Source organism: Amycolatopsis viridis, from assembly GCF_011758765.1.
Taxonomy (GTDB): domain Bacteria; phylum Actinomycetota; class Actinomycetes; order Mycobacteriales; family Pseudonocardiaceae; genus Amycolatopsis_E; species Amycolatopsis_E viridis.
The window spans coordinates 3,600,723-3,625,710 of the sequence record NZ_JAANOU010000001.1 but is presented as its reverse complement, the minus strand read 5'-3'; the positions used below and the strand labels follow the sequence as shown (position 1 = coordinate 3,625,710).

Genomic DNA, 24,988 nt, shown 5'->3' with positions numbered 1-24,988 from the left:
GACGAACACATGGCAGACAACGGCCAACCGGGGATTGCGCTCTGGGGCGGGCGCTTCAGCAGCGGGCCGGCCGAGGCGATGGCGGCGCTGAGCGCGTCGACCCACTTCGACTGGCGGCTGGCGCCCTACGACATCGCCGGTTCCCGCGCGCACGCCCGCGTGCTGCACCAGGCCGGTCTCCTGACCGGGGAGGAACTCGCCGGGATGCTCGCGGCTCTCGACGAGCTCGCCGCGGATGTGCAGTCCGGGGCCTTCACCCCGACCGTCGCGGACGAGGACGTGCACACCGCGCTCGAACGCGGCCTGATCGACCGGGCGGGGCCGGAGCTGGGCGGGAAGCTGCGCGCCGGCCGCTCGCGCAACGACCAGGTCGCCACCCTGTTCCGGATGTGGCTGCGCGACGCCGGCAAGCGCGTCGCGGCCGGCACCCTGGACGTGGTCGACGCGCTGGTCGCGCAGGCGCGCCGGCACCCGGATGCGATCTTGCCGGGCCGCACCCATCTCCAGCACGCCCAGCCGGTTCTGCTGGCGCACCACCTGCTGGCGCACGGGCAGTCGTTGCTGCGCGACGTGAGCCGCCTGCGGGACTGGGACGCCCGCACCGCCGAGTCGCCCTACGGGTCGGGTGCGCTCGCCGGGTCCTCGCTGGGGCTCGATCCGGAGGCGGTGGCCGCCGAGCTGGGCTTCGCCGCGAGCGTGGAGAACTCGATCGACGGCACCGCCTCCCGCGATTTCGCGGCGGAGTTCGCGTTCGTGCTGGCCATGCTGGGTGTGCACCTCTCCCGGATCGCGGAGGAGGTCATCATCTGGAACACCGCCGAGTTCGGCTACGTGACGCTGGACGACGCGTGGGCGACCGGTAGTTCGATCATGCCGCAGAAGAAGAACCCGGACGTCGCCGAGCTGACGCGGGGCAAGTCCGGACGGCTGATCGGCAACCTGACCGGTCTGCTGGCCACGCTCAAGGGCATGCCACTGGCCTACAACCGGGACCTGCAGGAGGACAAGGAACCGGTCTTCGACTCGGTCGAGCAGCTGGAGCTGCTGTTCCCGGCCATCGCGGGCATGATCGGCACCCTGACCTTCCACACCGGCCGACTGGCGGAGCTGGCGCCGGCCGGTTTCACCCTCGCCACCGACATCGCCGAGTGGCTGGTCCGGCAGGGCGTGCCCTTCCGCCTCGCGCACGAAGCGGCGGGGGAGTGCGTGCGGGTTGCCGAGGCGCGGGGTGTCGGGCTCGACGAGCTCACCGACGAGGAGCTGGCGAAGATCAGCCCGGCGCTCACTCCGCGGGTGCGTGACGTGCTGACCGTCGAGGGTTCGGTCGCCTCCCGCGACGCGCGCGGGGGCACTGCTCCGGCGCGGGTGGCCGAGCAGCTCGACCGGCTGGTCGCGCGGGTTGCCGACCACCGGAAGTGGATAGCGTGAGCCTCGACCACCTGGTCTACGCGACACCGGATCTCACCGGGACGGTGGCGGATCTGCGTGAGCGCGGAATCGGCCTGGTGCCCGGCGGGCCGCATCCGGGCCGTGGCACTCGCAACCACCTGGCGGGCCTCGGCGACGGCGCGTACCTCGAGGTCATCGGCCCCGACCCGGAGCAGGAGGCGCCGGAGGGCCCGCGCTGGTTCGGCATCGACGACCTGACCGGTCCGCGCCTGGTCACCTGGGCGGTCCGCGTGCCGGACCTGCCCGCGGCGCTGGAGCGGTCGCGCGCGGCCGGTCAGCTGTTCGGTGACGCGGTGCCGATGTCCCGCCGGCGGCCGGACGGCGTGCTGTTGCGCTGGTCGCTGGCCTTTCCGGTAGCCGGCGGGGGAGTGGTGCCGTTCCTCATCGACTGGCAGGACTCGCCGCATCCGTCCGGCCGCCTGCCCGGCGGCACCACGCTGGAGTCGCTGACCGGGACCCACCCGGATCCGGGTCTGGTGGCCGGCCCGCTCGCCACGCTGGACGCGGAGCTGACCGTCGTCACCGGTCCGGCGCCGGGGCTGGAGGCCGTGCTCCGCACGCCGTCCGGGGTGGTCGTGCTCCGGTGACCGGCCGCCTGTTCAAACGCGAGGAACTCGCCATCGACCCGGTCGACCTGGCCCGCGTGCTGCTCGGATCGGTCCTGGAAGGCACGGGGCCCGAGGGCACCGTCCGCGCGCGGCTGGTCGAGGTCGAGGCCTACCGCGGCGAGGACGACCCGGCGTCGCACTGCTACCGCGGTCGCACCGCGCGCAACACGGTGATGTGGGGGCCGGCGGGTCACCTGTACGTGTACTTCGTCTACGGCATGCACTTCTGCGCCAACGTGGTGGGGCGGGAGGACGGCGAAGCGGGCGCGGTCCTGCTGCGCGCTGCCGAGGTCATCGAGGGCACGGACCTGGCGCGCTCCCGGCGCAAGGCCGCACGCAAGGACGTCGAACTGGGTCGCGGCCCGGCGCGGTTGACCTCGGCTCTGGGCATCGGCCCGCAGCACAACGGCGCCGATCTCCTGGATCCGGCCTCGCCGGTGCGCCTGCTGACGGGGGAGGAAATCCCTGACGGCCGCATCTCCTCCGGTCCCCGGGTGGGGGTGGCGGCGGCGATGGAGACCCCGTGGCGGTTCTGGATCTCCGACTCGCCCGCGGTGTCGGCCTACCGCCGGGGCGGGCGGGTCCGACCCGCTAAATAACTCGTTGACCTCGTAGGAGAGTATCGAGACGTGAGCGAACACATCCTCGACGAACTGTCCTGGCGCGGACTGATCGCGCAGTCCACCGACCTCGATGCGCTGCGGAAGGATCTGGACGCCGGTCCGCTCACCCTCTACGGCGGTTTCGACCCGACCGCGGACAGCCTGCACGCCGGGCACCTCGTCCAGCTGCTGACGCTGGCCCGGTTCCAGCGCGCCGGGCACCGGCCGATCGTGCTGGGCGGCGGGGCCACCGGCCAGATCGGCGACCCGCGGGACGTCGGGGAGCGGTCGCTGGTCGACCCCGAGGTCACCGCGGCCCGGCTGGAGAAGATCCGGGTCCAGCTCGAGAAGTTCGTGGCCTTCGATGATTCGCCGACCGGGGCGGTCGTCGAGAACAACCTGAACTGGTTCCGGGGTGTCTCCGCGCTCGACTTCCTGCGCGACGTCGGCAAGCACTTCTCGGTCAACGTCATGCTGGCGCGCGAAACGGTGAAGCGGCGCCTGGCCACCGACGGCATCTCCTACACCGAGTTCAGCTACCTGCTCCTGCAGTCCTACGACTACCTGCAGCTGCACCGGCAGTACGGGACGAAGCTGCAGATCGGCGGTTCCGACCAGTGGGGCAACATCCTCGGCGGGGTGGACTACATCCGCAAGGTCGAGGGAACGAGCGTGCACGCGCTGACCACGCCGCTGGTGACCGACTCCGAGGGCCGCAAGTTCGGCAAGTCCACCGGTGGCGGCAACCTCTGGCTCGACCCGGAGATGACCTCGCCGTATGCGTGGTTCCAGTACTTCGTGAACGTCGCGGACGCCGAGGTCGTGCCCTACCTGCGCATGCTCACGTTCATCCCGCGGGAGGAGATCGACGAGATCGCGCACCTCACCGAGGAGAAGCCGCACCTGCGTGCCGGCCAGCGCCGGCTGGCCGAGGAGCTGACCACCCTGGTGCACGGCGCGGAGCAGACGCACCAGGTGATCAACGCCAGCCAGGCCCTGTTCGGCCGGGGCGAGCTGACCGAGCTGGACGCGAGCACTCTTGACTCGGTGATGAGCGAGGTGCCCACCGGCGAGGTGCGCCTGGCGGACGAACCCACGATCGTGGACCTGCTCGTCGCCACCGGCCTCGTCGACAGCAAGGGCGCAGCCCGGCGGACGGTGAAGGAGGGCGGTGCGTACGCGAACAACGCGAAGATCGCCGACGACGAGTGGCGGCCGGAGCGGACGGACGCCCTGCACGGGACGTGGCTCGTGGTGCGCCGCGGCAAGCGGCACGTCGCTGGCGTCAAATTGCTGGCCTGACCAGCGCAAACGCGGTTAAGGGACCCCCCTGTTCGAGGGGGGTTTCCGACCATGTAATCTTCTCTTCGTCGCCAGGGAGACCGGGCCGGAGCCGAAAGGCCGAGGAGTACGGGGTACCGGGCGGGGGGTCACGAACCAAGCTCCCACCTTGGGTGGTAGAGTGGGTGGCCGCCGCTGGACGAAACCATAGTGAGTTCGAAGTCGTAGGGCTTTGTGCTTCGGGTTTGGTCGGGTGACACAACAAGACGTGTTGTTTGAGAACTCAACAGTGTATTGATGAGCTAAAGCCAGTTTGATTAGCTAGAACCCTTTGTGGGTTCCTTTGAGGCTATGAATTATAGCCGGATCGATTTTCTAGCATTGTTGGAGAGTTTGATCCTGGCTCAGGACGAACGCTGGCGGCGTGCTTAACACATGCAAGTCGAACGCTGAAGCCCAGCTTGCTGGGTGGATGAGTGGCGAACGGGTGAGTAACACGTGGGTAACCTGCCCTGTACTTTGGGATAAGCCCTGGAAACGGGGTCTAATACCGGATACGACCTGGCACCGCATGGTGGTGGGTGGAAAGTTTCGGCGGTACGGGATGGGCCCGCGGCCTATCAGCTTGTTGGTGGGGTGATGGCCTACCAAGGCGACGACGGGTAGCCGGCCTGAGAGGGTGTCCGGCCACACTGGGACTGAGACACGGCCCAGACTCCTACGGGAGGCAGCAGTGGGGAATATTGCACAATGGGCGGAAGCCTGATGCAGCGACGCCGCGTGAGGGATGACGGCCTTCGGGTTGTAAACCTCTTTCGCCAGGGACGAAGCGTAAGTGACGGTACCTGGAGAAGAAGCACCGGCTAACTACGTGCCAGCAGCCGCGGTAATACGTAGGGTGCAAGCGTTGTCCGGAATTATTGGGCGTAAAGAGCTCGTAGGCGGCTTGTTGCGTCTGCTGTGAAAATCCGGGGCTTAACTCCGGACCTGCAGTGGATACGGGCAGGCTTGAGTTCGGTAGGGGAGACTGGAATTCCTGGTGTAGCGGTGAAATGCGCAGATATCAGGAGGAACACCGGTGGCGAAGGCGGGTCTCTGGGCCGATACTGACGCTGAGGAGCGAAAGCGTGGGGAGCGAACAGGATTAGATACCCTGGTAGTCCACGCTGTAAACGTTGGGCGCTAGGTGTGGGTGACTTCCACGTTGTCCGTGCCGTAGCTAACGCATTAAGCGCCCCGCCTGGGGAGTACGGCCGCAAGGCTAAAACTCAAAGGAATTGACGGGGGCCCGCACAAGCGGCGGAGCATGTGGATTAATTCGATGCAACGCGAAGAACCTTACCTGGGCTTGACATGCACTGGAAACCGGCAGAGATGTCGGCCCCCTTGTGGCCGGTGTGCAGGTGGTGCATGGCTGTCGTCAGCTCGTGTCGTGAGATGTTGGGTTAAGTCCCGCAACGAGCGCAACCCTTGTCCTGTGTTGCCAGCGCGTAATGGCGGGGACTCGCGGGAGACTGCCGGGGTCAACTCGGAGGAAGGTGGGGATGACGTCAAGTCATCATGCCCCTTATGTCCAGGGCTTCACACATGCTACAATGGCTGGTACAGAGGGCTGCGATACCGTGAGGTGGAGCGAATCCCTTAAAGCCGGTCTCAGTTCGGATCGCAGTCTGCAACTCGACTGCGTGAAGTCGGAGTCGCTAGTAATCGCAGATCAGCAACGCTGCGGTGAATACGTTCCCGGGCCTTGTACACACCGCCCGTCACGTCATGAAAGTCGGTAACACCCGAAGCCCATGGCCCAACCCCTTGTGGGAGGGAGTGGTCGAAGGTGGGACTGGCGATTGGGACGAAGTCGTAACAAGGTAGCCGTACCGGAAGGTGCGGCTGGATCACCTCCTTTCTAAGGAGCACAACACATCCACGCCTGCTTCGGTGGGTCGTGGAGTGGCCAGGCTCAGTGTCCGTGTGTGGCGCTGTCTGGTTGCTCGAGGAATTGTGGACGGCTGGCTGATGCTTATCGTGATGGTGTGGTGATGGTTTAGTACTGCTTCTTTCGGGGAGTGTGGAACGGCATGGCTGGCCGGATCGGTGGGTGCTCATGGGTACGCTGTTGGGTCCTGAGGCAACACGTGTGTTGTTTCTGGGTGTGGTGTTTGAGAATTGCAGAGTGGATGCGAGCATCTTTGTGGTCAAGTTGTTAAGGGCACATGGTGGATGTCTTGGCATCAGGAGCCGATGAAGGACGTGGGAGGCTGCGATAAGCCTCGGGGAGCTGTCAACCGAGCTGTGATCCGAGGGTGTCCGAATGGGGAAACCCAGCACCTGTTATGAGGTGTTACCCGCATCTGAATATATAGGGTGCGTGGAGGGAACGCGGGGAAGTGAAACATCTCAGTACCCGTAGGAAGAGAAAACACTTAGTGATTCCGTGAGTAGTGGCGAGCGAAAGCGGAGGAGGCTAAACCGTGCGCATGTGATACCTGTCAGGGGTTGTGTGTGCGGGGTTGTGGGACCTGACTTCCAGGAGCTGACACTTCTGGCATCGTGCTGCATGGCTAGTGGAACCGCCTGGGATGGTGGACCGGAGTGGGTGAGAGTCCCGTACGCGAAAGCTGTGTTGGTGTGGTGTGTTGGTGTTCCCGAGTAGCAGCGAGCTCGTGGAATTTGCTGTGAATCTGCCGGGACCACTCGGTAAGCCTAAATACTTCCTGGTGACCGATAGCGGACGAGTACCGTGAGGGAAAGATGAAAAGTACCCCGGGAGGGGAGTGAAAGAGTACCTGAAACCGTGTGCCTACAAGCCGTCAGAGCGAACTTGTGTTTGTGATGGCGTGCCTTTTGAAGAATGAGCCTGCGAGTTAGTGCTGCGTGGCGAGGTTAACCCGTGTGGGGTAGCCGTAGCGAAAGCGAGTCTGAATAGGGCGTGGAGTCGCGTGGTCTAGACCCGAAGCGGAGTGATCTACCCATGGCCAGGCTGAAGCGAGGGTAAGACCTCGTGGAGGGCCGAACCCACCAGGGTTGAAAACCTGGGGGATGAGTTGTGGGTAGGGGTGAAAGGCCAATCAAACTCCGTGATAGCTGGTTCTCCCCGAAATGCATTTAGGTGCAGCGTCGCATGTTTCGTGGTGGGGGTAGAGCTACTGGATGGCCTAGGGGCCTTACCGGGTTACCGAAGTCAACCAAACTCCGAATACCATCACGTGAGAGTGCGGCAGTGAGACGGCGGGGGATAAGCTTCGTCGTCGAGAGGGAAACAGCCCAGAACACCGGCTAAGGCCCCTAAGTGTGTGCTTAGTGGGAAAGGATGTGGGGTCGCCGAGACAACCAGGAGGTTGGCTTAGAAGCAGCCATCCTTGAAAGAGTGCGTAATAGCTCACTGGTCAAGTGGTCCTGCGCCGATAATGTAGCGGGGCTGAAGTACACCGCCGAAGCCGTGTCAATGACACATTTACATCCACTTCGCTCTTTGTGAGTGTTGTGCAGTGGTGTTGTTGGGTAGGGGAGCGTCCTGCATCCAGGGAAGCCACCGTGGAAGCGAGTGGTGGAGGGTGTGGGAGTGAGAATGCAGGCATGAGTAGCGAATGCAGAGTGAGAACCTCTGCCGCCGGATGACCAAGGGTTCCTGGGTCAAGTTAATCTGCCCAGGGTAAGTCGGGACCTAAGGCGAGGCCGACAGGCGTAGTCGATGGACAACGGGTTGATATTCCCGTACCCGCGTATGTTCGCCCATGACGAGGTGCATGATACTAACCGCCCTGAACTGTGAGGCTCTTCGGAGTTGATCGGGGACGCGCGGGACCTGAGTGTGTAGTAGTCAAGCGATGGGGTGACGCAGGAAGGTAGCTCCGCCAGTGAGTGGTTGTACTGGTGTAAGCGTGTAGGGTGAGTGGTAGGTAAATCCGCCGCTTGTGTAGCCTGAGACGTGATGCGTAGCCGTTGAGGTGAAGTAGGGTGATCCTATGCTGCCGAGAAAAGCCTCTAGCGAGAACATGTGCGGCCCGTACCCCAAACCGACACAGGTGGTCAGGTAGAGAATACTAAGGCGGTCGGGTGAACTGTGGTTAAGGAACTCGGCAAAATGCCCCCGTAACTTCGGGAGAAGGGGGGCCAAAGCACTTGAAGCCCCGTGCGGGCTAGGGTGAGTTGGCCGCAGAGACCAGCGGAAAGCGACTGTTTACTAAAAACACAGGTCCATGCGAAGTCGTAAGACGAGGTATATGGACTGACGCCTGCCCGGTGCTGGAACGTTAAGAGGACCGGTTAGCTCTCTTTGGGGGGCGAAGCTGAGAATTTAAGCGCCAGTAAACGGCGGTGGTAACTATAACCATCCTAAGGTAGCGAAATTCCTTGTCGGGTAAGTTCCGACCTGCACGAATGGCGTAACGACTTTCCGGCTGTCTCAACCACAGGCCCGGTGAAATTGCACTACGAGTAAAGATGCTCGTTACGCGCGGCAGGACGGAAAGACCCCGGGACCTTTACTATAGCTTGGTATTGGTTTTCGGTTCGGCTTGTGTAGGATAGGTGGGAGACTGTGAAGCTTGGACGCTAGTTCGGGTGGAGTCGTTGTTGAAATACCACTCTGGTCGGATTGGGAATCTAACCTAGGACCCTGATCGGGTTCAGGGACAGTGCCTGGTGGGTAGTTTAACTGGGGCGGTTGCCTCCTAAAAGGTAACGGAGGCGCCCAAAGGTTCCCTCAGCCTGGTTGGCAATCAGGTGTTGAGTGTAAGTGCACAAGGGAGCTTGACTGTGAGACTGACGGGTCGAGCAGGTGCGAAAGCAGGGACTAGTGATCCGGCATCTCCTGGTGGAAGGGATGTCGCTCAACGGATAAAAGGTACCCCGGGGATAACAGGCTGATCTTGCCCAAGAGTCCATATCGACGGCATGGTTTGGCACCTCGATGTCGGCTCGTCGCATCCTGGGGCCGGAGTAGGTCCCAAGGGTTGGGCTGTTCGCCCATTAAAGCGGCACGCGAGCTGGGTTTAGAACGTCGTGAGACAGTTCGGTCCCTATCCGCCGCGCGCGTAGGAGACTTGAGGAAGGCTGTCCCTAGTACGAGAGGACCGGGACGGACGAACCTCTGGTATGCCAGTTGTCACGCCAGTGGCATGGCTGGTTAGCTACGTTCGGAAGGGATAACCGCTGAAGGCATCTAAGCGGGAAGCCTGTTCCTAGATGAGGTCTCCCACCCCTTTGTGGGTTAAGGCCCCCAAGAGACGATTGGGTTGATAGGCCAGACATGGACGCACAGTAATGTGTTTTTGAGTGGACTGGTACTAATAGGCCGAGGACTTGCCCACAAAGCTGCTACGCATCCGCTCTGCAACTCTGAGACACCACACCGGACTGGAAACGCTCTGGTGTTGTTTCGGAGAGTTTCGGTGGTCATGGCGGTAGGGAAACGCCCGGTCCCATTCCGAACCCGGAAGCTAAGCCTGCCAGCGCCGATGGTACTGCACCCCCGCGGGTGTGGGAGAGTAGGACACCGCCGAACACCCTTTCCCAAGGGCCCGTTAGGATAGCCGTTTGGCTCGCCTGACGGGCCTTTGGTGCGTTTACTGATCTTCACAACCGAGAAAGAGGAGGCCCAGGTGGCGGACTTCGGACGGCGCGACTTCGACGACGCCGCGTCCGATCGCCCCCGGCGCCGCGATTCGGCTCCCGGCGCAGGGCGATCGGGAGCACAGCGAGGCACCCCGCACGGCAAGGCGGGACAGGGTGGCCGGTCGGGCGGATATGGCCGGCAGGACGACAACCGATCCAGCGGTCGCGACTTCGGCGGCCGCCGGGGTGGAAACAGCAACGACCGCGGAGGCCGCGACTTCGGCGACCGCCGCAGCGGTGGGACCGGCCGGACGAACTGGAACCGCGACGACGACCGCCGGGGCGGAACCCGCGGCGGTGACCGGTCGAACTGGAAGCGTGACGACGACCGCCGGGGCGGGAGCCGCGGCGGCGAGCGTCCGGGCTGGAACCGCGACGACAACCGCGGTGGCAGCCGTGGCGGTGGCGACCGGCCCAACTGGAAACGCGACGACGACCGCCGCGGCGGGGACCGTCCGGGCTGGAAGCGTGACGACAACCGCGGCGATCGCACGTCGGACAACCGCCGTGGTGACCGGCCCTACGGTGATCGGCGCGGGGGTTCCTACGACAGTCGCGGTGGCGCCCGTGGCGACCGGCCCTACGGTGACCGGCGCAGCAGTTCCTACGACAACCGCGGTGGTGAGCGCGGCGACCGCGCCTCCGGCGAGCGGCGCGGCAGTTCGTTCGACAAGCGTGGTTCCTTCGACGCACGGCGTGGCGAGCGCAGCTACGACGACCGGCGCGCCGGCTCCTCCGACAACCGCCGGGGCGAGCGCAGCGACCGGCGCGGGGGCTCGTTCGACGATCGCCGGGGTGAGCGCTCCTTCGACAAGCGCAGTGGCGGCTCCTTCGGCGGTCGCGACCGTTCCGCCGACAAGCGCGGCGGCTCGTTCGACAGCCGCGGTCGTGACGGCGGAGACCGTTCCGCCGATCGTCGCGGCGACCGGCCCTACGACCGTGGCGGCCGTCCTGGTTTCGGCGAGCGCGACCGCTCCTCCGGCAACCGGGGCGGGCGGTCGGCGGACGACCGGCGTGGCGGCTACGGCAAGCGAGACGACGACCGGCGCGGCGGGCGGTCCTTCGACGATCGCCGCGGGGCCCGGGACGACACGCGGTCGGCCGGCCGGAACTTCGGTGACCGTGACCGTGGCACCGTCGACCGTCCCGGTGGCAAGTTCGCGGACCGGCCGGCTCGGTCCGGCCGTGACGACGAGCGCGTCGACCGTGCTGTACCGGCGCCCGACGACCGGACGGAGCAGCCCATCGCGGACGAGGCGATCCGCGAGAGCGCCGAGGAACGCCACCAGGAAGCGTCGCCCCGGGACGAGGTGACCACACCGGACACCACCGGCACGACCGGGACCGAGGCGGACGACGAAACCGGTCCGCTCGGCGCGGCCGCTGCCGAGGAGACCGGCTCGCCGGACGACGACGATCTCGCCCTGGTCGAGCGCGCCGCGCAACCCGTGACGCGCGAGGAGCAGGTCGACATCGCCGACGCGGAGTTCCGCCGCGCGCCCCGGGAGGAGCGCCGGGCCGACGACCGGCGCGGCAAGCGCGGTCGCGACCTCGACGACGCGGCCCTCGCGCGGGAGCTCCTCGAGGCGCCCGAGCTGCCCGAGGACATCGAGTTCAGTGACCTCGACCCGGAGATCCGCCGCGACCTGCGGACCCTGCCGAAGTCCCTCGCCGAGATCGTGGGCAAACACCTCGTCGCCGCGGGCAACCTGATCGACACCGACCCCGAGGCCGCCCTGGCGCACGCCAAGTTCGCCAAGACGCGCGCCTCCCGGGTGCCGATCGTCCGCGAGGCGCTCGGGCTCGTCGCCTACCACGCCGGACGCTGGCAGGAAGCCCTCGCCGAGCTGCGGGCCGTCCGCAGGATGACCCACACCGACCAGCACGTGGCGGTCATCGCCGACGCCGAGCGCGCACTGGGCCGCCCCGAGCGTGCCCTCGACCTCGCCAAGGAGATGCAGGGCCGCGAGCTCCCGCGGGACGTGGAGATCGAGCTGAAGATCGTCGCCGCCGGTGCGCGGCGCGACCTCGGCCAGGTCGACGCGGCCGTCGTCTCCCTCCAGGGCGACGACCTCGACCCGCGCAAACGCGACCCGTGGAGCGCCCGGCTGTTCTACGCGTACGCGGACAACCTGCTGGCTGCCGACCGGCGGGACGAGGCGATCCGCTGGTTCCTGCACGCCGCCGACGCCGATGAGGACGAGGAGACCGACGCCGCCGAGCGGGCCGCGGAGCTCGCCGATGGCTGACGCCCTGCAAGCCGGCTACGACGCGTTCCTGTTCGACCTCGACGGAACCGTCTACCACGGTCCCCGGGCGATCCCGGGGGCCGCGGCGGCGATCCGGCAGCTGCGCGACGCGGGTGCACCGGTCCGCTTCGTCACCAACAACGCATCCAAGGCGCCCGGTGCCGTCGCGGACCAGCTGCGCGAGCTCGACATCGAGGCGACCCCCGGCGAGGTCAGCACCAGCGCCCAGGCCGCCGCGAAGCTGCTCGGCGAGCGGCTGCCCGGCGGCGCGGCGGTCCTGGTCCTCGGCACCGCGGCGCTCGAAGCCGAGGTCGCCGACGCCGGGCTGGCTCCGGTGCGCCAAGCCGGCGACCACGTCGCCGCCGTCGTGCAGGGCCACAACCCGGCCACCGGCTGGGCCGATCTGGCCGAGGCGTGCGTCGCCATCCGGGCGGGCGCAGTCTGGGTCGCCTGCAACGTCGACACCACCCTCCCCACCGAGCGCGGCCTGCTGCCCGGCAACGGCTCGATGGTCGCCGCCCTGCGCACGGCCACCGGCGCCACTCCGGAGGTGGCGGGCAAACCCGAGGCCCCGCTGTTCCACACGGCCGCCGGCTCGGCGGGCGCCACGCGGCCGTTGACGGTCGGGGACCGGCTGGACACCGACATCGCCGGTGCCGTCAACGCCGGCATGGACTCGCTGTGCGTGCTCACCGGGGTCGCCACCCCCGCCACCCTGCTCACGGCGGTCCCCGCGGAGCGTCCCACCTACCTGGGTGCCGACCTCGGCGCGCTCACCGAGCCTGCCGACGAGCTGCGCATCGCGCCGCAGCCCGGCTGGCACGCCCAGCGGGACGGCGACGCCCTCGTGGCCACCGGCGAGGGTGACCCGCTGGCCCTGCTGCGCACCCTGTGCGCCCTCGCCTGGGACACCGGCGTCACCGCGGTGCGGGCCGGGGGCGAGCCCGCCCGGCGCGCCCTCGCCGAGCTGGGGCTGCCCTCCGGCGGCGAGCTGATCCGTTAGCGTGGTGACCGTGCAGCACCAACCCATTCCGCAGCCGCCGCGCCCCGTGCCCGGGCCGCCGCCGGCCCCCGCGGTCCCGGCCGACCCGAGCGCCGGCATCGAGGAGGCCATGGCCGCGCTCGACGACCTGGACCGGGTCCCGCTCGCCGAGCACGTGGACCGCTTCGACGCCGTGCACTTCGCGCTGACCTCGGCCCTGTCCAGCATCGACAAGGTGTGAGGCGATGCCCCGCAGGGCCCGCCTCGACGCCGAACTGGTGCGCCGCGGACTCGCCCGCTCCCGCGAGCACGCCAGCACGCTGATCAGCGAGGGCAAGGTGACGGTGCGCGGCATGGTCGCCACCAAACCGGCCACCGGTGTCGAACCGGGTGCGCCGATCGTGGTCAAGGACGCCGACGACCCGGGCTGGGCCTCCCGCGGCGCCCACAAACTGCTCGGTGCGCTCGAAGCCTTCGAACCGGCCGGGCTGTCCGTGGCCGGCAGACGCTGCCTGGATGCCGGCGCGTCCACCGGCGGCTTCACCGACGTGCTGCTGCGGCGCGGTGCACGCCAGGTCGTGGCCGCCGACGTCGGCCGCGGCCTGCTGGACTGGCGCCTGCGGACCGACGAGCGTGTCGTCGTGCTCGACAAGACCAACGTCCGCACCCTGACCCCGGAGCAGTGCGGCGGACCGGTCGACCTGGTCGTGGGTGACCTGTCGTTCATCTCGCTGCGCCTGGTGCTGCCCGCGCTCGCGGCGTGCGCCACCGCCGGCGCCGACCTGGTGCCGATGGTCAAACCGCAGTTCGAGGTGGGCAAGGACCGCCTCGGCAGCGGCGGCGTGGTGCGTGACCCGGAACTGCGCGTCCAGGCCGTGCTGGACGTCCTGGCCGCCGCCGCCACGCTGGGCCTGCACCCGCACGGCGTCGTGGCGAGCCCGCTGCCCGGGCCGTCGGGCAACGTCGAATACTTCGCCTGGCTGCGCCGTGACCCGGCGCCGCTGGGCGAGATCGAGCAACTGGTCCGCGACGCGGTCGGGAAGGGTCCCCAGTGAGCGAGAGCCGCGAGGTGCTGCTGGTCATGCACCCCGACCGTGAGACGACGAAGGACGCGGCGCGCGAGGTCGCCACCCGCTTCGCCGAGGCCGGTATCGGCCTGCGCGTCATCGACGCCGAGGTCAAGGAGCTGATCGAGCACGACGCCCTGGCCGAGCTGTGCACCCTGGTCGCGTCGACCGACGACCCGGCGCGCGGTGCCGAACTGGTGCTCGTGCTCGGCGGTGACGGCACGCTGCTGCGGGCGGCCGAGCTGGCCCGCCCCGCCGGGGTGCCGGTCCTGGGCGTCAACCTGGGCCGCGTCGGGTTCCTCACCGAGGCCGACTCCGACGCGCTCACCGAAACCGTGCAGCGGGTGGTGTCTCGCGAGTACACCGTCGAAGAGCGCATGACCATCGACGTCACGGTGTCCGTCGACGGCCGGGTCGTGGCGCGCACCTGGGCGCTCAACGAGGCCAGCGTCGAGAAGAGCACCCGCGAACGGATCCTCGACGCGCTGATCGAGGTGGACGGCAGGCCGGTGTCGGCCTTCGGCTGCGACGGTGTGCTGTGCGCCACGCCGACCGGGTCCACCGCTTACGCGTTCTCCGCGGGTGGCCCGGTCATCTGGCCGGACGTCGAGGCGCTGCTGGTCGTGCCCAGCAACGCGCACGCGATGTTCTCCCGGCCGCTGGTGGTGTCCAAGGACTCGGTGATCACCGTCGGCATCGACCCGTTCGGCTCCCCGGCCGTCCTGACCTGCGACGGACTGCGGCACATCGCCCTGCCGCGCGGCGCGCGGGTCGAGATCGTGGCGGGGGAGACCCCGGTGCGGCTGGCCCGCCTGCACCCCGGCCCGTTCACCGACCGCCTGGTGCACAAGTTCGCGCTGCCGGTGAAGAGCTGGCGGGAGCGGCACGCGCGCTGAGGCGAGTCCGCCGCGGATTGTCGGAGCGGACCGCTACGGTGGTTGCGTGCTGGCCGAGATGCGCATCCAGGGCCTCGGAGTGATCGAGGACGCCCTGCTCGAACTGCACCCGGGATTCACCGTGGTCACCGGCGAGACCGGCGCAGGCAAGACCATGGTGGTCACCGGGCTGCACCTGCTGTCCGGGGGACGCGCCGAGGCGTCGAAGGTCCGCAACGGCTCCGGGAAGGCGAGCGTCGAAGGACGGTTCGAAGGGGTGTTCGCCGAGCACGTCGCCCGGATCGTGGCCGACGCGGGTGGCGAGACCGACGAGGACGGCAGCCTCATCGCCCTGCGCTCGGTGGGCGCCGACGGGCGCTCCCGAGCCCACCTGGGCGGGCGTTCGGTCCCGGTGAGCGTGCTGTCCGACCTGGCCGACCGGCTGCTGGCCGTGCACGGGCAGAACGACCAGCTGCGGCTGCTGCGGCCGGCCGAGCAGCGGGACGTGCTCGACCGGTTCGCCGGGGACGACGTGGCCGAGCCGCTGCGCGAGTACCGCGCGGTCCGCGACGAGTGGCTCGCGGTGACCGCCGAGCTGGCGGAGCGCACCAGCCGGTCGCGTGAGATGGCCCAGCAGGCCGACCTGCTCAAGCACGGGCTGGACGAGATCGCCGCGGTCGGCCCCAAGCCCGGTGAGGACGCGGAGCTGGCCGAGCAGGTCAAGCGGCTCACCGCGACCGAGGAGCTGCGCGCCGCGGCCAGCGCCGCGCAGGCCGCGGTCTCCGGTGCCGCCGACGGCGACCCGGACCAGCCGGGCGCGCTCGGGCTGATCGGTGAGGCCCGGCGGCGGCTGGGCAGCTCCGACGACTCCGCGTTGCGCGACCTCGAGCCGAGGTTGGCCGAGGCCGAGATGCTGCTCAACGACGTCGGCGCGGAGCTGGGCGGCTACCTCGACGGGCTCGAGGCCGACCCGGGGCTGCTCGAGCAGATCCTCGCCCGGCAGGCCGAGCTGAAGACCCTGACCCGCAAGTACGCGGCCGACATCGACGGTGTGCTCGCGTGGGCCGAGGACGCCGGGGCGCGGCTGGCGTCGATGGACACCTCCGAGGAAGCGCTCGCCGGGCTGGCTGCCCGCCGCGACGAGCTCGCCGTCCAGCTGGCCGGGCACGCCGCCGCCGTGTCCCGGGCCCGGTCCGCCGCGGCCGCCGAACTGGCCGGCGCGGTCACCGAGGAGCTGTCCGGCCTGGCGATGGGCCAGGCGCAGATCGAGGTGACCGTCAGCCGGCGCGCCACCGACTCCGCCGATCCGCAGGCCCTGCGGGTGGACGGCGAGCTGGTGCACGCCGGCAGCTCCGGCGTCGACGACGTCGAGCTGATGCTCAAGGCGCACCCGGCCGCGCCCGCGATGCCGGTGCACAAGGCCGCCTCCGGCGGGGAGCTCTCCCGGGTGATGCTCGCGATCGAGGTCGTGCTGGCCGACGCGGACACCGTGCAGACGCTGGTGTTCGACGAGGTCGACGCCGGCGTCGGTGGCCGCGCCGCGATCGAGATCGGACGGCGGCTGGCCCGCCTGGCCCGCACCCACCAGGTGCTCGTGGTGACCCACCTGCCGCAGGTGGCGGCGTTCGCCGACCGGCACCTGGTCGTGGACAAGGGCACGACCGGCGGTGTCACGCGCAGCGGTGTGAAGAAGCTGCAGAAGTCCGAGCGGGTGGTCGAGCTGGCCCGCATGCTCGCTGGGATGGAGAGCACCGAGACCGGCCGCGCGCACGCGGAGGAACTGCTCGCGGTGGCCGACGCGGACAAGCAGGCGGCGGCCGCGCCACGCAAGAAGGCGGGCAAACGCGCCAGGCGCTGACCGTCCACACGCACCGGTCTCTGCGGAGATCACGGCGAGAAACCGGGTCGTGCACGGCGTGTTGCGAACGGACATCCGGTGTTCGTTTGTCACCATCGGACACATGAAGCTTCCCGGTCTGCTCCACCGCAACACCGAGGCCCTCCCCGGCATCATCGGCGTCGCCCGGGTGGACCGGCGCACGCGCGACCTGATCCGGCGTGTCGGGTCCGGTGACATCGTGGTCCTCGACCAGATCGACCTCGACCGCGCGACCGCCGATGCACTTGTCGAGGCGCAGGTCGGGGCCGTGATCAACGCCTCGCCGTCGATCTCCGGGCGGTTCCCCAACCTGGGGCCGGAGATCCTGGTCAACGCGGGCATCCCGCTGGTGGACAACGTCGGTGGCGAGGTGCTGCGCCGGGTCAAGGACGGCACCCGCGTCCGGCTGCACGAAGGCGTCCTCTACGCCGGCGACCGGCAGATGGCCAGCGGCAGCGAGCAGACGCCGGAGAGCGTCGCCGACCAGATGATCGAGGCCAAGGCCGGGATGTCCACCCAGCTGGAGGCGTTCTCGGCGAACACCATCGAATTCCTGCGCCGCGAGCGCACGCTGATCCTCGACGGGGTCGGCGTGCCCGAGGTGCGCGTGCCGCTGCGCGACCGGCACGTGCTGGTCGTCGCGCCCGGCAAGGGCCACGCCGAGGACCTGCGGGCGCTCAAGAAGTACATCGCCGAGCACCGGCCCGTGCTGGTCGGAGTGGACGGTGGCGCGGACACGCTGCGGGCGCAGGGGCACCAGCCCGACATCATCGTCGGTGACCCCTACGGCATCGACGCCGAGACGCTCAAGTGCGGTGCCGAGGTGGTCGTGCCGGCGCAGCCGGACGGGCACGCGCCGGGCGTGGCGCGGATCCAGGACCTGGGTATCGGCGCGGTCACCTTCCCCGCGTCCGGCAACCCGGAGGACCTGGCGCTGCTGCTCGCCGACGCCCACGAGGCCGGACTCGTGGTGACCGTGGGGTTCCAGGCGACGCTGCGGGAGTTCCTCGACCACGGCCGGTCCGGGTCGAACCCGTCGACGTTCCTGACCCGGCTCAAGCTCGGCACGAAACTCGTCGACGGCAAGGCCGTCGCCGCGCTGCACCGCAGCCGGGTGTCCCTGGCAGCGGTCGTCCTGCTCGTACTCGCCGCGCTCGTCGCCGTCGCGGCCGCGCTGCTCGTCTCCGACGTGGGTGGCGCCTACCTGGACTGGGCGCGGTCCACCTGGGATTCCTTCGCAAGCTGGGTCAAGGGGCTCTTCACGTGATTTCTCTGCGGTACCACATCGTCTCGATCGCGGCGGTGTTCCTGGCGCTGGCCGTGGGCGTCGTGCTCGGGTCGACGGCGCTGAACGGCACGCTGCTGTCCGGGCTGTCCGGCGAGAAGGGCAAGCTCGCCGCGCAGGTGTCCGATCTGCAGGCCCAGCGCAACGAGCTCAACGCGCGGCTGGCTGATGCGGATGCCTTCGCCGGTTCGCTCGGCCCGAAGGTCGTGGCCGGTGCACTGGACCGCCGCTCGGTCGTGCTGATCACCACGCAGGAGGCGAGCCCGGCCGACCGCGACGCGGTGCGGCAGCTCATCGAATCCTCCGGCGCGCGGGTGTCGGGGGAGCTGCAGCTGACCGACTCCTTCACCGACCCGGTGAAGGCCGACCAGCTGCGTCAGGTGGTGACCCGCCTGCAGCCCGCCGGGTCGACCTTCCCGACCGCGGGTGACCCGGGCACGCTGGCCGGGGCGCTGGTGGGTTCGGTGCTGCTGCTCAACAAGGACACCGCGAAGCCGCAGTCCACACCGGACGAGCTCGCCGCGGCGATCGCGGGCCTGTCCGACGGCGGGTTCGTCAAGGCCGGCCCGGGCATCGGGCCGGGCCAGCTGGCCCTGGTGCTCACCGGTGGCCAGGCGACCGGGGACGGTGCCGGGGACAAGGCCGCGACGCTGGCCCGGTTCGCGACGCAGCTGGACCGGTCCGGCGCCGGAGCGGTGCTCGCCGGCGACCCCGCTTCGGCCGGGGGAACCGGCGCGATCGGGTTCGTGCGGGCGGACACCTCGGCGACCTCGATCCTGTCCACGGTGGACAACGTGAACACGGCTGCCGGGCGCATCAGCACGGTGCTGGCGCTCAAGGAGCAGCTCGACGGTGGCACCGGCCGGTACGGCATCGCGGGCAACGCGCAGTCGCCGGCGCCGGGCGTGGCTCCGCCAGGCAGCTGAGCCGACTGTATAACGACCTATACCGCGCGGCTTGGTGCCCGGCCAGGCACCAAGCCCTCAGGTGCCGGCGAGTGCTTCGACGACCGGGGCGGCCGCGTCGAGCGCGCCGGCGTTGATCGTCACGTAGGACAGGCCGAACTCGTCCCGTCGCCGGTGCAGCAGGTCCACCACCGTGGCCGTGTCGCCGGACAGCACGGACAGGTGCGAGTTGTCCCGGCCGGCCGCGGGGTCGATGCCGAACTGCCGCAGCCGCTCCGGGATCGGGCCGTCGCCGATCGCGAACACGTTCACGCTCAGCTCGAGCTCGTCGAACCGCGACCCGGCGGCCTCCCGGAGCACCGGCAGGCGAGCACGCAGACCGTCCTCGGTGTTGTCCCGCCCCGCGTGCACGGCGACGATGTCGGCTTCCTCGGCCGCCAGGCGCAGCAGCCGGGTACCGGCACCGGCGACCAGGATCGGTGGCGCGGGCCGTTGCACCGGCGTGAACGTGCCGTCCGCGAACAGCTTCCGCACCGTCCGGATCGCCTCACCCACCTGAGCCACGCGCTCGCCGGGGCTGCCGAAGGGCACACCCAGCAACTCCGCGGTGCCGCCCGCGCTCGCCCCGTCGGCGTCGAGCCCGAGCTCGCACCTGCCTCCGGGGCACTGCGGGCGGGGCCGGAGCGGATGGGCCTGGCTAAATCCCCAGGTCGCCTCCGCCGAGTTGACGAAGCGCCATGGCCCACCAGTTCTCCGGCAGCTCAAAGGAGAACGGGTCGATGCCCGTCAATGCACCCTCAAGGTCATCAAATAGTTGTTCCTTGACGGTCGGATCGGAGGCGACGTCCTGAGTGAACATCTCAATGCGGTAGAGGAACTCCACGAATTCGCCGAGATTGTTGTTCACCACCTCACCCCGGGGCTTCGTTCCGTCTAATTGCACCAGCATCACGAACCTCTCGTAGGCGGAGAGCGAGAACCGCATTCCGGAATCGCCGGGAGGGCCGCCGACAATCACCTCGCGATGCTTCTTTCCGTCACGGGTGGTCACATCGATGACTCGAAGGAACTCGGGTCCCCCTTGTGTTTCGGTCGTAAAAAATGGTGCACTCATGCGGGGAAGCCCGACAGTTGTCAGAACCTCTGAATCCCGGGGCGCTACCCCGAGTCCGTCAACTTCCTGGTGGGTCAAAGTGATGACGTTGTCGCGACCATAAAGATCGACCATGTCCTGGTGTGTGATCATTTCTTTCTTTTTCTTCTTGCCCGGCGCTGGCGGACGGACTCGGTTGAGCGCAGGGGTCGCGGGGGGGGGGGCCTGCGTAGGCATCTCACGCCACGCTTCCGGTCTCGCCTGGTGGGCTCTGGCGTCCCACGGAGAGAAGCAGCCGATCGTCGCAGCGCTGGACAGCCAACGGCACGGGTGCCTGCGTCCTGGCCGCGTCAGGCACCAGCAGCCCGAACCGGAATCGCCGATCATTCATGAAAGCCGTCCCTCCCCAGTCGATCTTCCGCTAGGCTCGAACGTACTCCACGGGGCCGTGCCTGCCACCGAACGACAGCCGCAGCGGCAGCACCACGACCGGCCCGGAGCGGGCGGCACACCACACCCATCACGCCCGTATTCGGAGGAACACGTGCACTACGGTCTCGGCCTGCCCATCGGCAGGCCCGAAGCCCTCATCGACTGGGCCCGCCGCGCCGACGACGGCCCGTTCCGGACCCTCGGCCTGCTCGACCGGGTCGTCTACGACAACCCCGAGCCGCTGGTCGCCCTCGCCCTGCTCGCGGGCGCCACCACGCGGGTGCGCCTGCAGACCGAGGTCCTGCTGGCCCCGCTGCGCGAACCCGCCGTGCTCGCCAAGCAGGCCGCCACCCTGGATCGCCTGTCCGGCGGCCGGTTCACCCTCGGCCTCGGGGTCGGCGGGCGCGACGACGACCACGAGGCCACCGGCACGGATCCGCGTCGCCGCGGCCGCGTCCTCGACCAGCAGATGGCCCGCATGCGGCGGATCTGGTCCGGCGCCGAGGGGATCGGTCCCGCGCCCGCCCGCGACGGCGGCCCCGAGGTCCTGTTCGGCGCGTTCGCCGATCCCGCCCTGCGCCGCGTCGCGCGCTGGGGTGACGGTTTCCTGTGCGCCGCCCCGGTCCAGTGGGCCGGATCGTTGTTCGCCAAGGTCGAGCAGTTCTGGGCGGGGGAGGGCCGCGACGGCCGGCCGCGCCTGGTCGCACAGGTCAACGTCGCGCTCGGGTCCGGTGTGGACGAGGCGCGCGAGGCGATCCTGGCGTACTACGGCTTCACCGGCGACTACGCCCACAAGACCGCCGAGCGCATGCTCACCACACCGGAGCAGATCCGCGAGACCGCGAAGCAGTTCACCGACCTCGGCGCCGACGAACTGGTGCTCTACTGCTGGGGCAGCGACCCGGACCAGGCCGGCCGCCTGGCCGACGTCATCGGCTGAGCATCGCCGTCCAGGCGGCGGTGAACCCGGGGAAGGTCTTGCCGACCGTCGCCGGGTCCTCCACCTCCACGCCGGGCACCCGCAGCCCCAGCACCGCACCGGCCATCACCAGCCGGTGGTCCTCGTAGGTGTGGAACACACCGCCGTGCAGCGGGGCCGGGGTGATCGCCAGGCCGTCCGCGGTCTCGGTCACCCCGGCGCCCAGCGCGGACAGCTCGGTCGCGAGCGCGGCCAGCCGGTCGGTCTCGTGCCCGCGCAGGTGCGCGACCCCGGAGATCACCGAGGGGCCGTCGGCGAAGCACAGCAACGCGGCGATCACCGGGGTCAGCTCGCCCACCTCGTGCAGGTCGAGCCGGGCGCCCGGGATCTCGCCCGTACCGGTGACCGTCAGGCCCTCGGCGGTCAGCTCCACCCGCTGGCCCAGTTCCACCAGCAGGCTGCGCAGCCAGTCACCCGGCTGGGTGGAGTACTCCGGCCAGCCGGCGACGCGTACCGTGCCGCCGGCGGCCGCCGCGGCGACCACGAACGGCGCCGCCGTGGACAGGTCCGGCTCGACCGTGAAGTCCGGGCAGGACAGCCGCGCCGGGCCGACGCGGAACTCCTGACCGTCGCGTTCCGGCGCCGCGCCGAACCGGCGCAGCATGTCCAGGGTCATCGCGATGTGCGGCTCGCTCGGCGGGGTCCCGCCGCTCAGCCGCACCGTCACCCCCGCGTCGAACGCGGGGCCGGCCAGCAGCAGCGCCGACAGGAACTGGCTGGAGGCGCTCGAGTCGAGGCCCACCGTGCCGCCCGGCAGTCCGCCGTGCCCGCGCACGGTGAACGGAGGCGCGCCACGGCCGCCGTCGTCGATGTCCGCGCCCGCCTCACGCAGCGCGCCGAGCAGCGGCGCGATCGGGCGCCGGCGGATCGCCTCGTCGCCGTCGAACGTCACCGGCGCCGACCCCAGCCCGGCCAGGGCGGGCGTGAACCGCGCGACGGTGCCCGCGTTGCCCAGCGCGACCGAAACTGGCCCGGCCGGGCCACCCCCCAGCGGGCGGACCAGCACGTCGTCACCCTGCCGTTCCCAGCCGCCGCCGAGCGCCTCCAGTGCGCCCAGCATGAGCCGGGCGTCCCGCGAGTCGAGCGGAGCGCGCACCAGCGTCGGCCCGTCCGCCAGCGCGGCCAGCACGAACGCCCGGTTGGTGATCGACTTCGAGCCGGGGACGCGCACCGTCGCGTCGAGCGGTCCGGGTGCGACCGGCGCGGTCCAGGTGGGCGGGGAAGCGGTGGACTGGGACACGGTGCCTCTTTCACGCGCGAACTTCTGACGTGACCTATCGAACTACGTAGGCGCGGCGGGCGAACGTCCGGGGCCCGGTGCGATAAGGTGGAAGCCCGTGGGACTTCAGCCGCGGACAGCCAAATACGTTTTCGTCACGGGGGGCGTCGCCTCCTCCCTGGGCAAGGGCCTGACGGCCTCGAGCCTGGGCCAGCTCCTCACCGCTCGCGGCCTGCGGGTCACGATGCAGAAGCTCGATCCCTACCTCAACGTGGATCCGGGCACCATGAACCCGTTCCAGCACGGCGAGGTCTTCGTCACCGAGGACGGCGCCGAGACCGACCTGGACATCGGGCACTACGAACGCTTCCTCGACCGGGACCTGTCCGGGTCGGCGAACGTCACGACCGGCCAGGTCTACTCGGAAGTCATCGCCAAGGAGCGCCGCGGCGAGTACCTCGGGGACACCGTGCAGGTCATCCCGCACATCACCGACGAGATCAAGCGGCGCATCATGGCGGTCGCCGAGTCCGACGGCACCGGTCAGCAGCCCGACGTGGTCATCACCGAGGTCGGCGGCACGGTCGGCGACATCGAGTCGCTGCCGTTCCTGGAGGCCTGCCGGCAGGTGCGGCACGAGATCGGCCGGGACAACTGCTTCTTCCTGCACGTGTCGCTGGTGCCCTACCTCGCGCCGTCGGGGGAGCTCAAGACCAAGCCGACCCAGCATTCGGTCGCCGCGCTGCGCAACATCGGCATCCAGCCCGACGCGCTGGTGTGCCGCGCCGACCGGGACCTGCCCGAGGACCTCAAGCGCAAGATCGGCCTGATGTGCGACGTGGACACCGAGGCGGTCATCGCGTGCCCGGACGCCCGGTCCATCTACGACATCCCCAGGGTGCTGCACCGCGAGGCGCTGGACGCCTACGTCGTGCGCCGTCTGGGCCTGCCCTTCCGCGACGTCGACTGGACGGTGTGGGGCGACCTGCTCGACCGGGTGCACAACCCGTCGGAGACCGTCCGGGTCGCGCTGGTCGGCAAGTACATCGACCTGCCCGACGCCTACCTGTCGGTCACCGAGGCCCTGCGCGCGGGCGGGTTCGCCCACCGCGCCAAGGTCGAGATCGTCTGGGTCGCCTCCGACCGGGCGACCACCCCGGCCGGTGCGGCCGCCGCGCTCGGTGACGTCGACGGTGTCCTGGTGCCCGGTGGGTTCGGCGTGCGCGGCATCGAGGGCAAGATCGGCGCCATCACCTACGCCCGCACCCGGGGCATCCCGGTGCTCGGGCTGTGCCTGGGACTGCAGTGCATGGTGATCGAGGCGGCCCGCAACCTGGCGGGCATCGAGGGCGCGAACTCCGCGGAGTTCGACGAGACCACCGAGCACCCGGTGATCTCCACGATGGCCGACCAGAAGGACGTGGTCGCCGGCGAACGCGACATGGGCGGCACCATGCGGCTGGGTGCCTACCCGGCCAGGCTCAAGCCCGGTTCGCAGGTCGCGAAGGCGTACGGCGGCACCGAGGTGTCCGAGCGGCACCGGCACCGCTACGAGGTCAACAACGCCTACCGCAAGCGGCTCGCCGACGCCGGTCTGGTCTTCTCCGGCACCTCGCCGGACGACCGGCTGGTCGAGTTCGTCGAGCTGCCCGCGGACGTGCACCCGTTCTTCGTCGGCACCCAGGCGCACCCCGAGCTCAAGAGCCGCCCCACCCGGCCGCACCCGCTGTTCGACGCGTTCATCGACGCCGTCGTCCGCTACCGCACGGCGGACCGGCTGCCGGTCGAGCTGCCCGAGCCGACCGTGAGCGCGCATTGACCGGGCCCGGCGAGCACGAGTTCCGGGTGGTGTCCAGCAAGGACGTCCACATCGGACGCGTGGTGGGCCTGCGCGTCGACGAGGTCGCGATGCCCGGTGGCGGCACCGCCAAGCGCGAGGTCGTCGAGCACCTCGGCGCGGTCGCCATCGCCGCGGTCGACACCGACGGTGCCGTCACGCTGATCCACCAGTACCGGCACCCGCTGGGGCGGCGGATCTGGGAACTGCCCGCGGGGCTGCTCGACCACCCGGGCGAGGATCCGGTGGCGGCCGCGCGGCGCGAGCTGGCCGAGGAGGCCGGGCTCACCGCCGGGCGGTGGGACACGCTGGTCGACGTGGCCGCCTCACCCGGGTTCACCGACGAGGTGGTGCGCGTCTTCCTGGCCCGCGACCTCACCCCGGTCGACCGGGAGGTCCTCGGCGACGAGGAGGCCGACCTGGTGGTGCACCGGGTGCCGCTGGCCGAGGCGGTGCGGATGACGCTGTCCGGCGAGATCGTCAACGGCGCGACCGTGGGCGGGGTGCTCGCCGCGCACGCGGTGGTCCACGAGGCAGCCCCGGCCCGCCCGGCGGACGCGCCGTGGCGGGACCGGCCCACGAGGTTCGCCGATCGCATTTCCTGAACCGACCCTCTAGGGTGTCGGCGTGCAT

18 protein-coding genes and 3 rRNA genes are annotated in these 24,988 nt (G+C 69.4%); 18 read left to right on the top strand and 3 right to left on the bottom strand.

The window, feature by feature from the left end:
• Positions 1–9: 9 nt before the first annotated feature.
• The 15 genes from argH to FHX46_RS17930 all read left to right on the top strand — a co-directional run bounded on the left by argH (position 10) and on the right by FHX46_RS17930 (position 18,816).
• Positions 10–1,428 carry an argininosuccinate lyase gene (argH, locus tag FHX46_RS18000; RefSeq protein WP_167116281.1) on the top strand — a complete coding sequence of 473 codons (1,419 nt, stop codon included), beginning with the start codon at positions 10–12 and terminating at the stop codon, positions 1,426–1,428.
• Positions 1,425–2,036 (top strand): VOC family protein, encoded by a 612-nt coding sequence (locus FHX46_RS17995; protein ID WP_313886174.1) that lies wholly within the window; start codon positions 1,425–1,427, stop codon positions 2,034–2,036. Before argH ends, FHX46_RS17995 begins: the two co-directional genes overlap by 4 nt.
• A complete protein-coding gene (locus FHX46_RS17990) occupies positions 2,033–2,656 on the top strand; it encodes a DNA-3-methyladenine glycosylase (RefSeq protein ID WP_167116275.1) in 624 nt (207 codons plus the stop codon). The genes FHX46_RS17995 and FHX46_RS17990 overlap by 4 nt, the downstream gene beginning before the upstream one ends.
• A 30-nt stretch (positions 2,657–2,686) precedes the next feature.
• On the top strand, positions 2,687–3,961 hold the full coding sequence (tyrS, locus tag FHX46_RS17985; RefSeq protein WP_167116272.1) for a tyrosine--tRNA ligase: 1,275 nt from the start codon (positions 2,687–2,689) through the stop codon (positions 3,959–3,961).
• Between the two features lie 360 nt (positions 3,962–4,321).
• A 16S ribosomal RNA gene (locus FHX46_RS17980) occupies positions 4,322–5,843 on the top strand.
• 287 nt (positions 5,844–6,130) lie between these two features.
• Positions 6,131–9,249, top strand: a 23S ribosomal RNA gene (locus tag FHX46_RS17975).
• Positions 9,250–9,326: 77 nt separating this feature from the next.
• A 5S ribosomal RNA gene (gene rrf / locus FHX46_RS17970) occupies positions 9,327–9,443 on the top strand.
• Together the 16S, 23S and 5S rRNA genes form the textbook arrangement of a ribosomal RNA operon.
• 97 nt (positions 9,444–9,540) lie before the next feature.
• Positions 9,541–11,802 carry a hypothetical protein gene (locus FHX46_RS28575; RefSeq protein WP_243871299.1) on the top strand — a complete coding sequence of 754 codons (2,262 nt, stop codon included), beginning with the start codon at positions 9,541–9,543 and terminating at the stop codon, positions 11,800–11,802.
• Positions 11,795–12,805 carry an HAD-IIA family hydrolase gene (locus FHX46_RS17960; RefSeq protein ID WP_167116269.1) on the top strand — a complete coding sequence of 337 codons (1,011 nt, stop codon included), beginning with the start codon at positions 11,795–11,797 and terminating at the stop codon, positions 12,803–12,805. The genes FHX46_RS28575 and FHX46_RS17960 overlap by 8 nt, the downstream gene beginning before the upstream one ends.
• A 10-nt stretch (positions 12,806–12,815) precedes the next feature.
• Entirely contained in the window at positions 12,816–13,025 is a 210-nt protein-coding gene (locus FHX46_RS17955; RefSeq protein ID WP_390622626.1) for a hypothetical protein, read from the top strand.
• Positions 13,026–13,029: 4 nt separating this feature from the next.
• Complete coding sequence (locus tag FHX46_RS17950) at positions 13,030–13,839, top strand: TlyA family RNA methyltransferase (protein ID WP_167116266.1); 810 nt, start codon at positions 13,030–13,032, stop codon at positions 13,837–13,839.
• A complete protein-coding gene (locus FHX46_RS17945) occupies positions 13,836–14,747 on the top strand; it encodes an NAD kinase (RefSeq protein WP_167116262.1) in 912 nt (303 codons plus the stop codon). Before FHX46_RS17950 ends, FHX46_RS17945 begins: the two co-directional genes overlap by 4 nt.
• Positions 14,748–14,793: 46 nt before the next feature.
• Positions 14,794–16,584 carry a DNA repair protein RecN gene (recN, locus tag FHX46_RS17940; protein WP_167116259.1) on the top strand — a complete coding sequence of 597 codons (1,791 nt, stop codon included), beginning with the start codon at positions 14,794–14,796 and terminating at the stop codon, positions 16,582–16,584.
• Positions 16,585–16,687: 103 nt separating this feature from the next.
• A complete protein-coding gene (steA, locus tag FHX46_RS17935) occupies positions 16,688–17,872 on the top strand; it encodes a putative cytokinetic ring protein SteA (protein ID WP_167116255.1) in 1,185 nt (394 codons plus the stop codon).
• Entirely contained in the window at positions 17,869–18,816 is a 948-nt protein-coding gene (locus tag FHX46_RS17930; RefSeq protein ID WP_167116252.1) for a copper transporter, read from the top strand. Before steA ends, FHX46_RS17930 begins: the two co-directional genes overlap by 4 nt.
• A 57-nt stretch (positions 18,817–18,873) precedes the next feature.
• Here the strand turns inward: FHX46_RS17930 and FHX46_RS17925 are convergent, their stop codons facing one another.
• Positions 18,874–19,560: an LLM class flavin-dependent oxidoreductase gene (locus tag FHX46_RS17925; RefSeq protein WP_167116249.1), complete on the bottom strand. Its 687-nt coding sequence runs from the start codon at positions 19,558–19,560 to the stop codon at positions 18,874–18,876.
• On the bottom strand, positions 19,493–20,041 hold the full coding sequence (locus tag FHX46_RS17920; protein ID WP_167116246.1) for an SUKH-4 family immunity protein: 549 nt from the start codon (positions 20,039–20,041) through the stop codon (positions 19,493–19,495). Before FHX46_RS17920 ends, FHX46_RS17925 begins: the two co-directional genes overlap by 68 nt.
• Positions 20,042–20,432: 391 nt before the next feature.
• Here FHX46_RS17920 and FHX46_RS17915 point away from each other — a divergent pair, with 391 nt between their 5' ends.
• Positions 20,433–21,260 (top strand): LLM class flavin-dependent oxidoreductase, encoded by an 828-nt coding sequence (locus FHX46_RS17915; RefSeq protein WP_167116243.1) that lies wholly within the window; start codon positions 20,433–20,435, stop codon positions 21,258–21,260.
• Here the strand turns inward: FHX46_RS17915 and aroA are convergent.
• Positions 21,250–22,539: a 3-phosphoshikimate 1-carboxyvinyltransferase gene (gene aroA, locus FHX46_RS17910; RefSeq protein ID WP_167116240.1), complete on the bottom strand. Its 1,290-nt coding sequence runs from the start codon at positions 22,537–22,539 to the stop codon at positions 21,250–21,252. The two genes, FHX46_RS17915 and aroA, sit on opposite strands and share 11 nt — an antisense overlap.
• A gap of 97 nt (positions 22,540–22,636) precedes the next feature.
• Here aroA and FHX46_RS17905 point away from each other — a divergent pair, with 97 nt between their 5' ends.
• Both FHX46_RS17905 and FHX46_RS17900 read left to right on the top strand, forming a co-directional pair.
• Entirely contained in the window at positions 22,637–24,337 is a 1,701-nt protein-coding gene (locus FHX46_RS17905) for a CTP synthase (RefSeq protein ID WP_167097051.1), read from the top strand.
• Complete coding sequence (locus tag FHX46_RS17900) at positions 24,334–24,960, top strand: NUDIX domain-containing protein (RefSeq protein WP_167116237.1); 627 nt, start codon at positions 24,334–24,336, stop codon at positions 24,958–24,960. Before FHX46_RS17905 ends, FHX46_RS17900 begins: the two co-directional genes overlap by 4 nt.
• Positions 24,961–24,988 lie beyond the last annotated feature (28 nt).

Coding starts and splice junctions, on each gene's coding strand:
- argH (WP_167116281.1), top strand. CDS start 10: ATGGCAGACAACGGCCAACCGGGGATTGCGCTCTGGGGCGGGCGCTTC.
- FHX46_RS17960 (WP_167116269.1), top strand. CDS start 11,795: ATGGCTGACGCCCTGCAAGCCGGCTACGACGCGTTCCTGTTCGACCTC.
- FHX46_RS17950 (WP_167116266.1), top strand. CDS start 13,030: ATGCCCCGCAGGGCCCGCCTCGACGCCGAACTGGTGCGCCGCGGACTC.
- steA (WP_167116255.1), top strand. CDS start 16,688: ATGAAGCTTCCCGGTCTGCTCCACCGCAACACCGAGGCCCTCCCCGGC.
- FHX46_RS17920 (WP_167116246.1), bottom strand. CDS start 20,041: ATGATCACACACCAGGACATGGTCGATCTTTATGGTCGCGACAACGTC.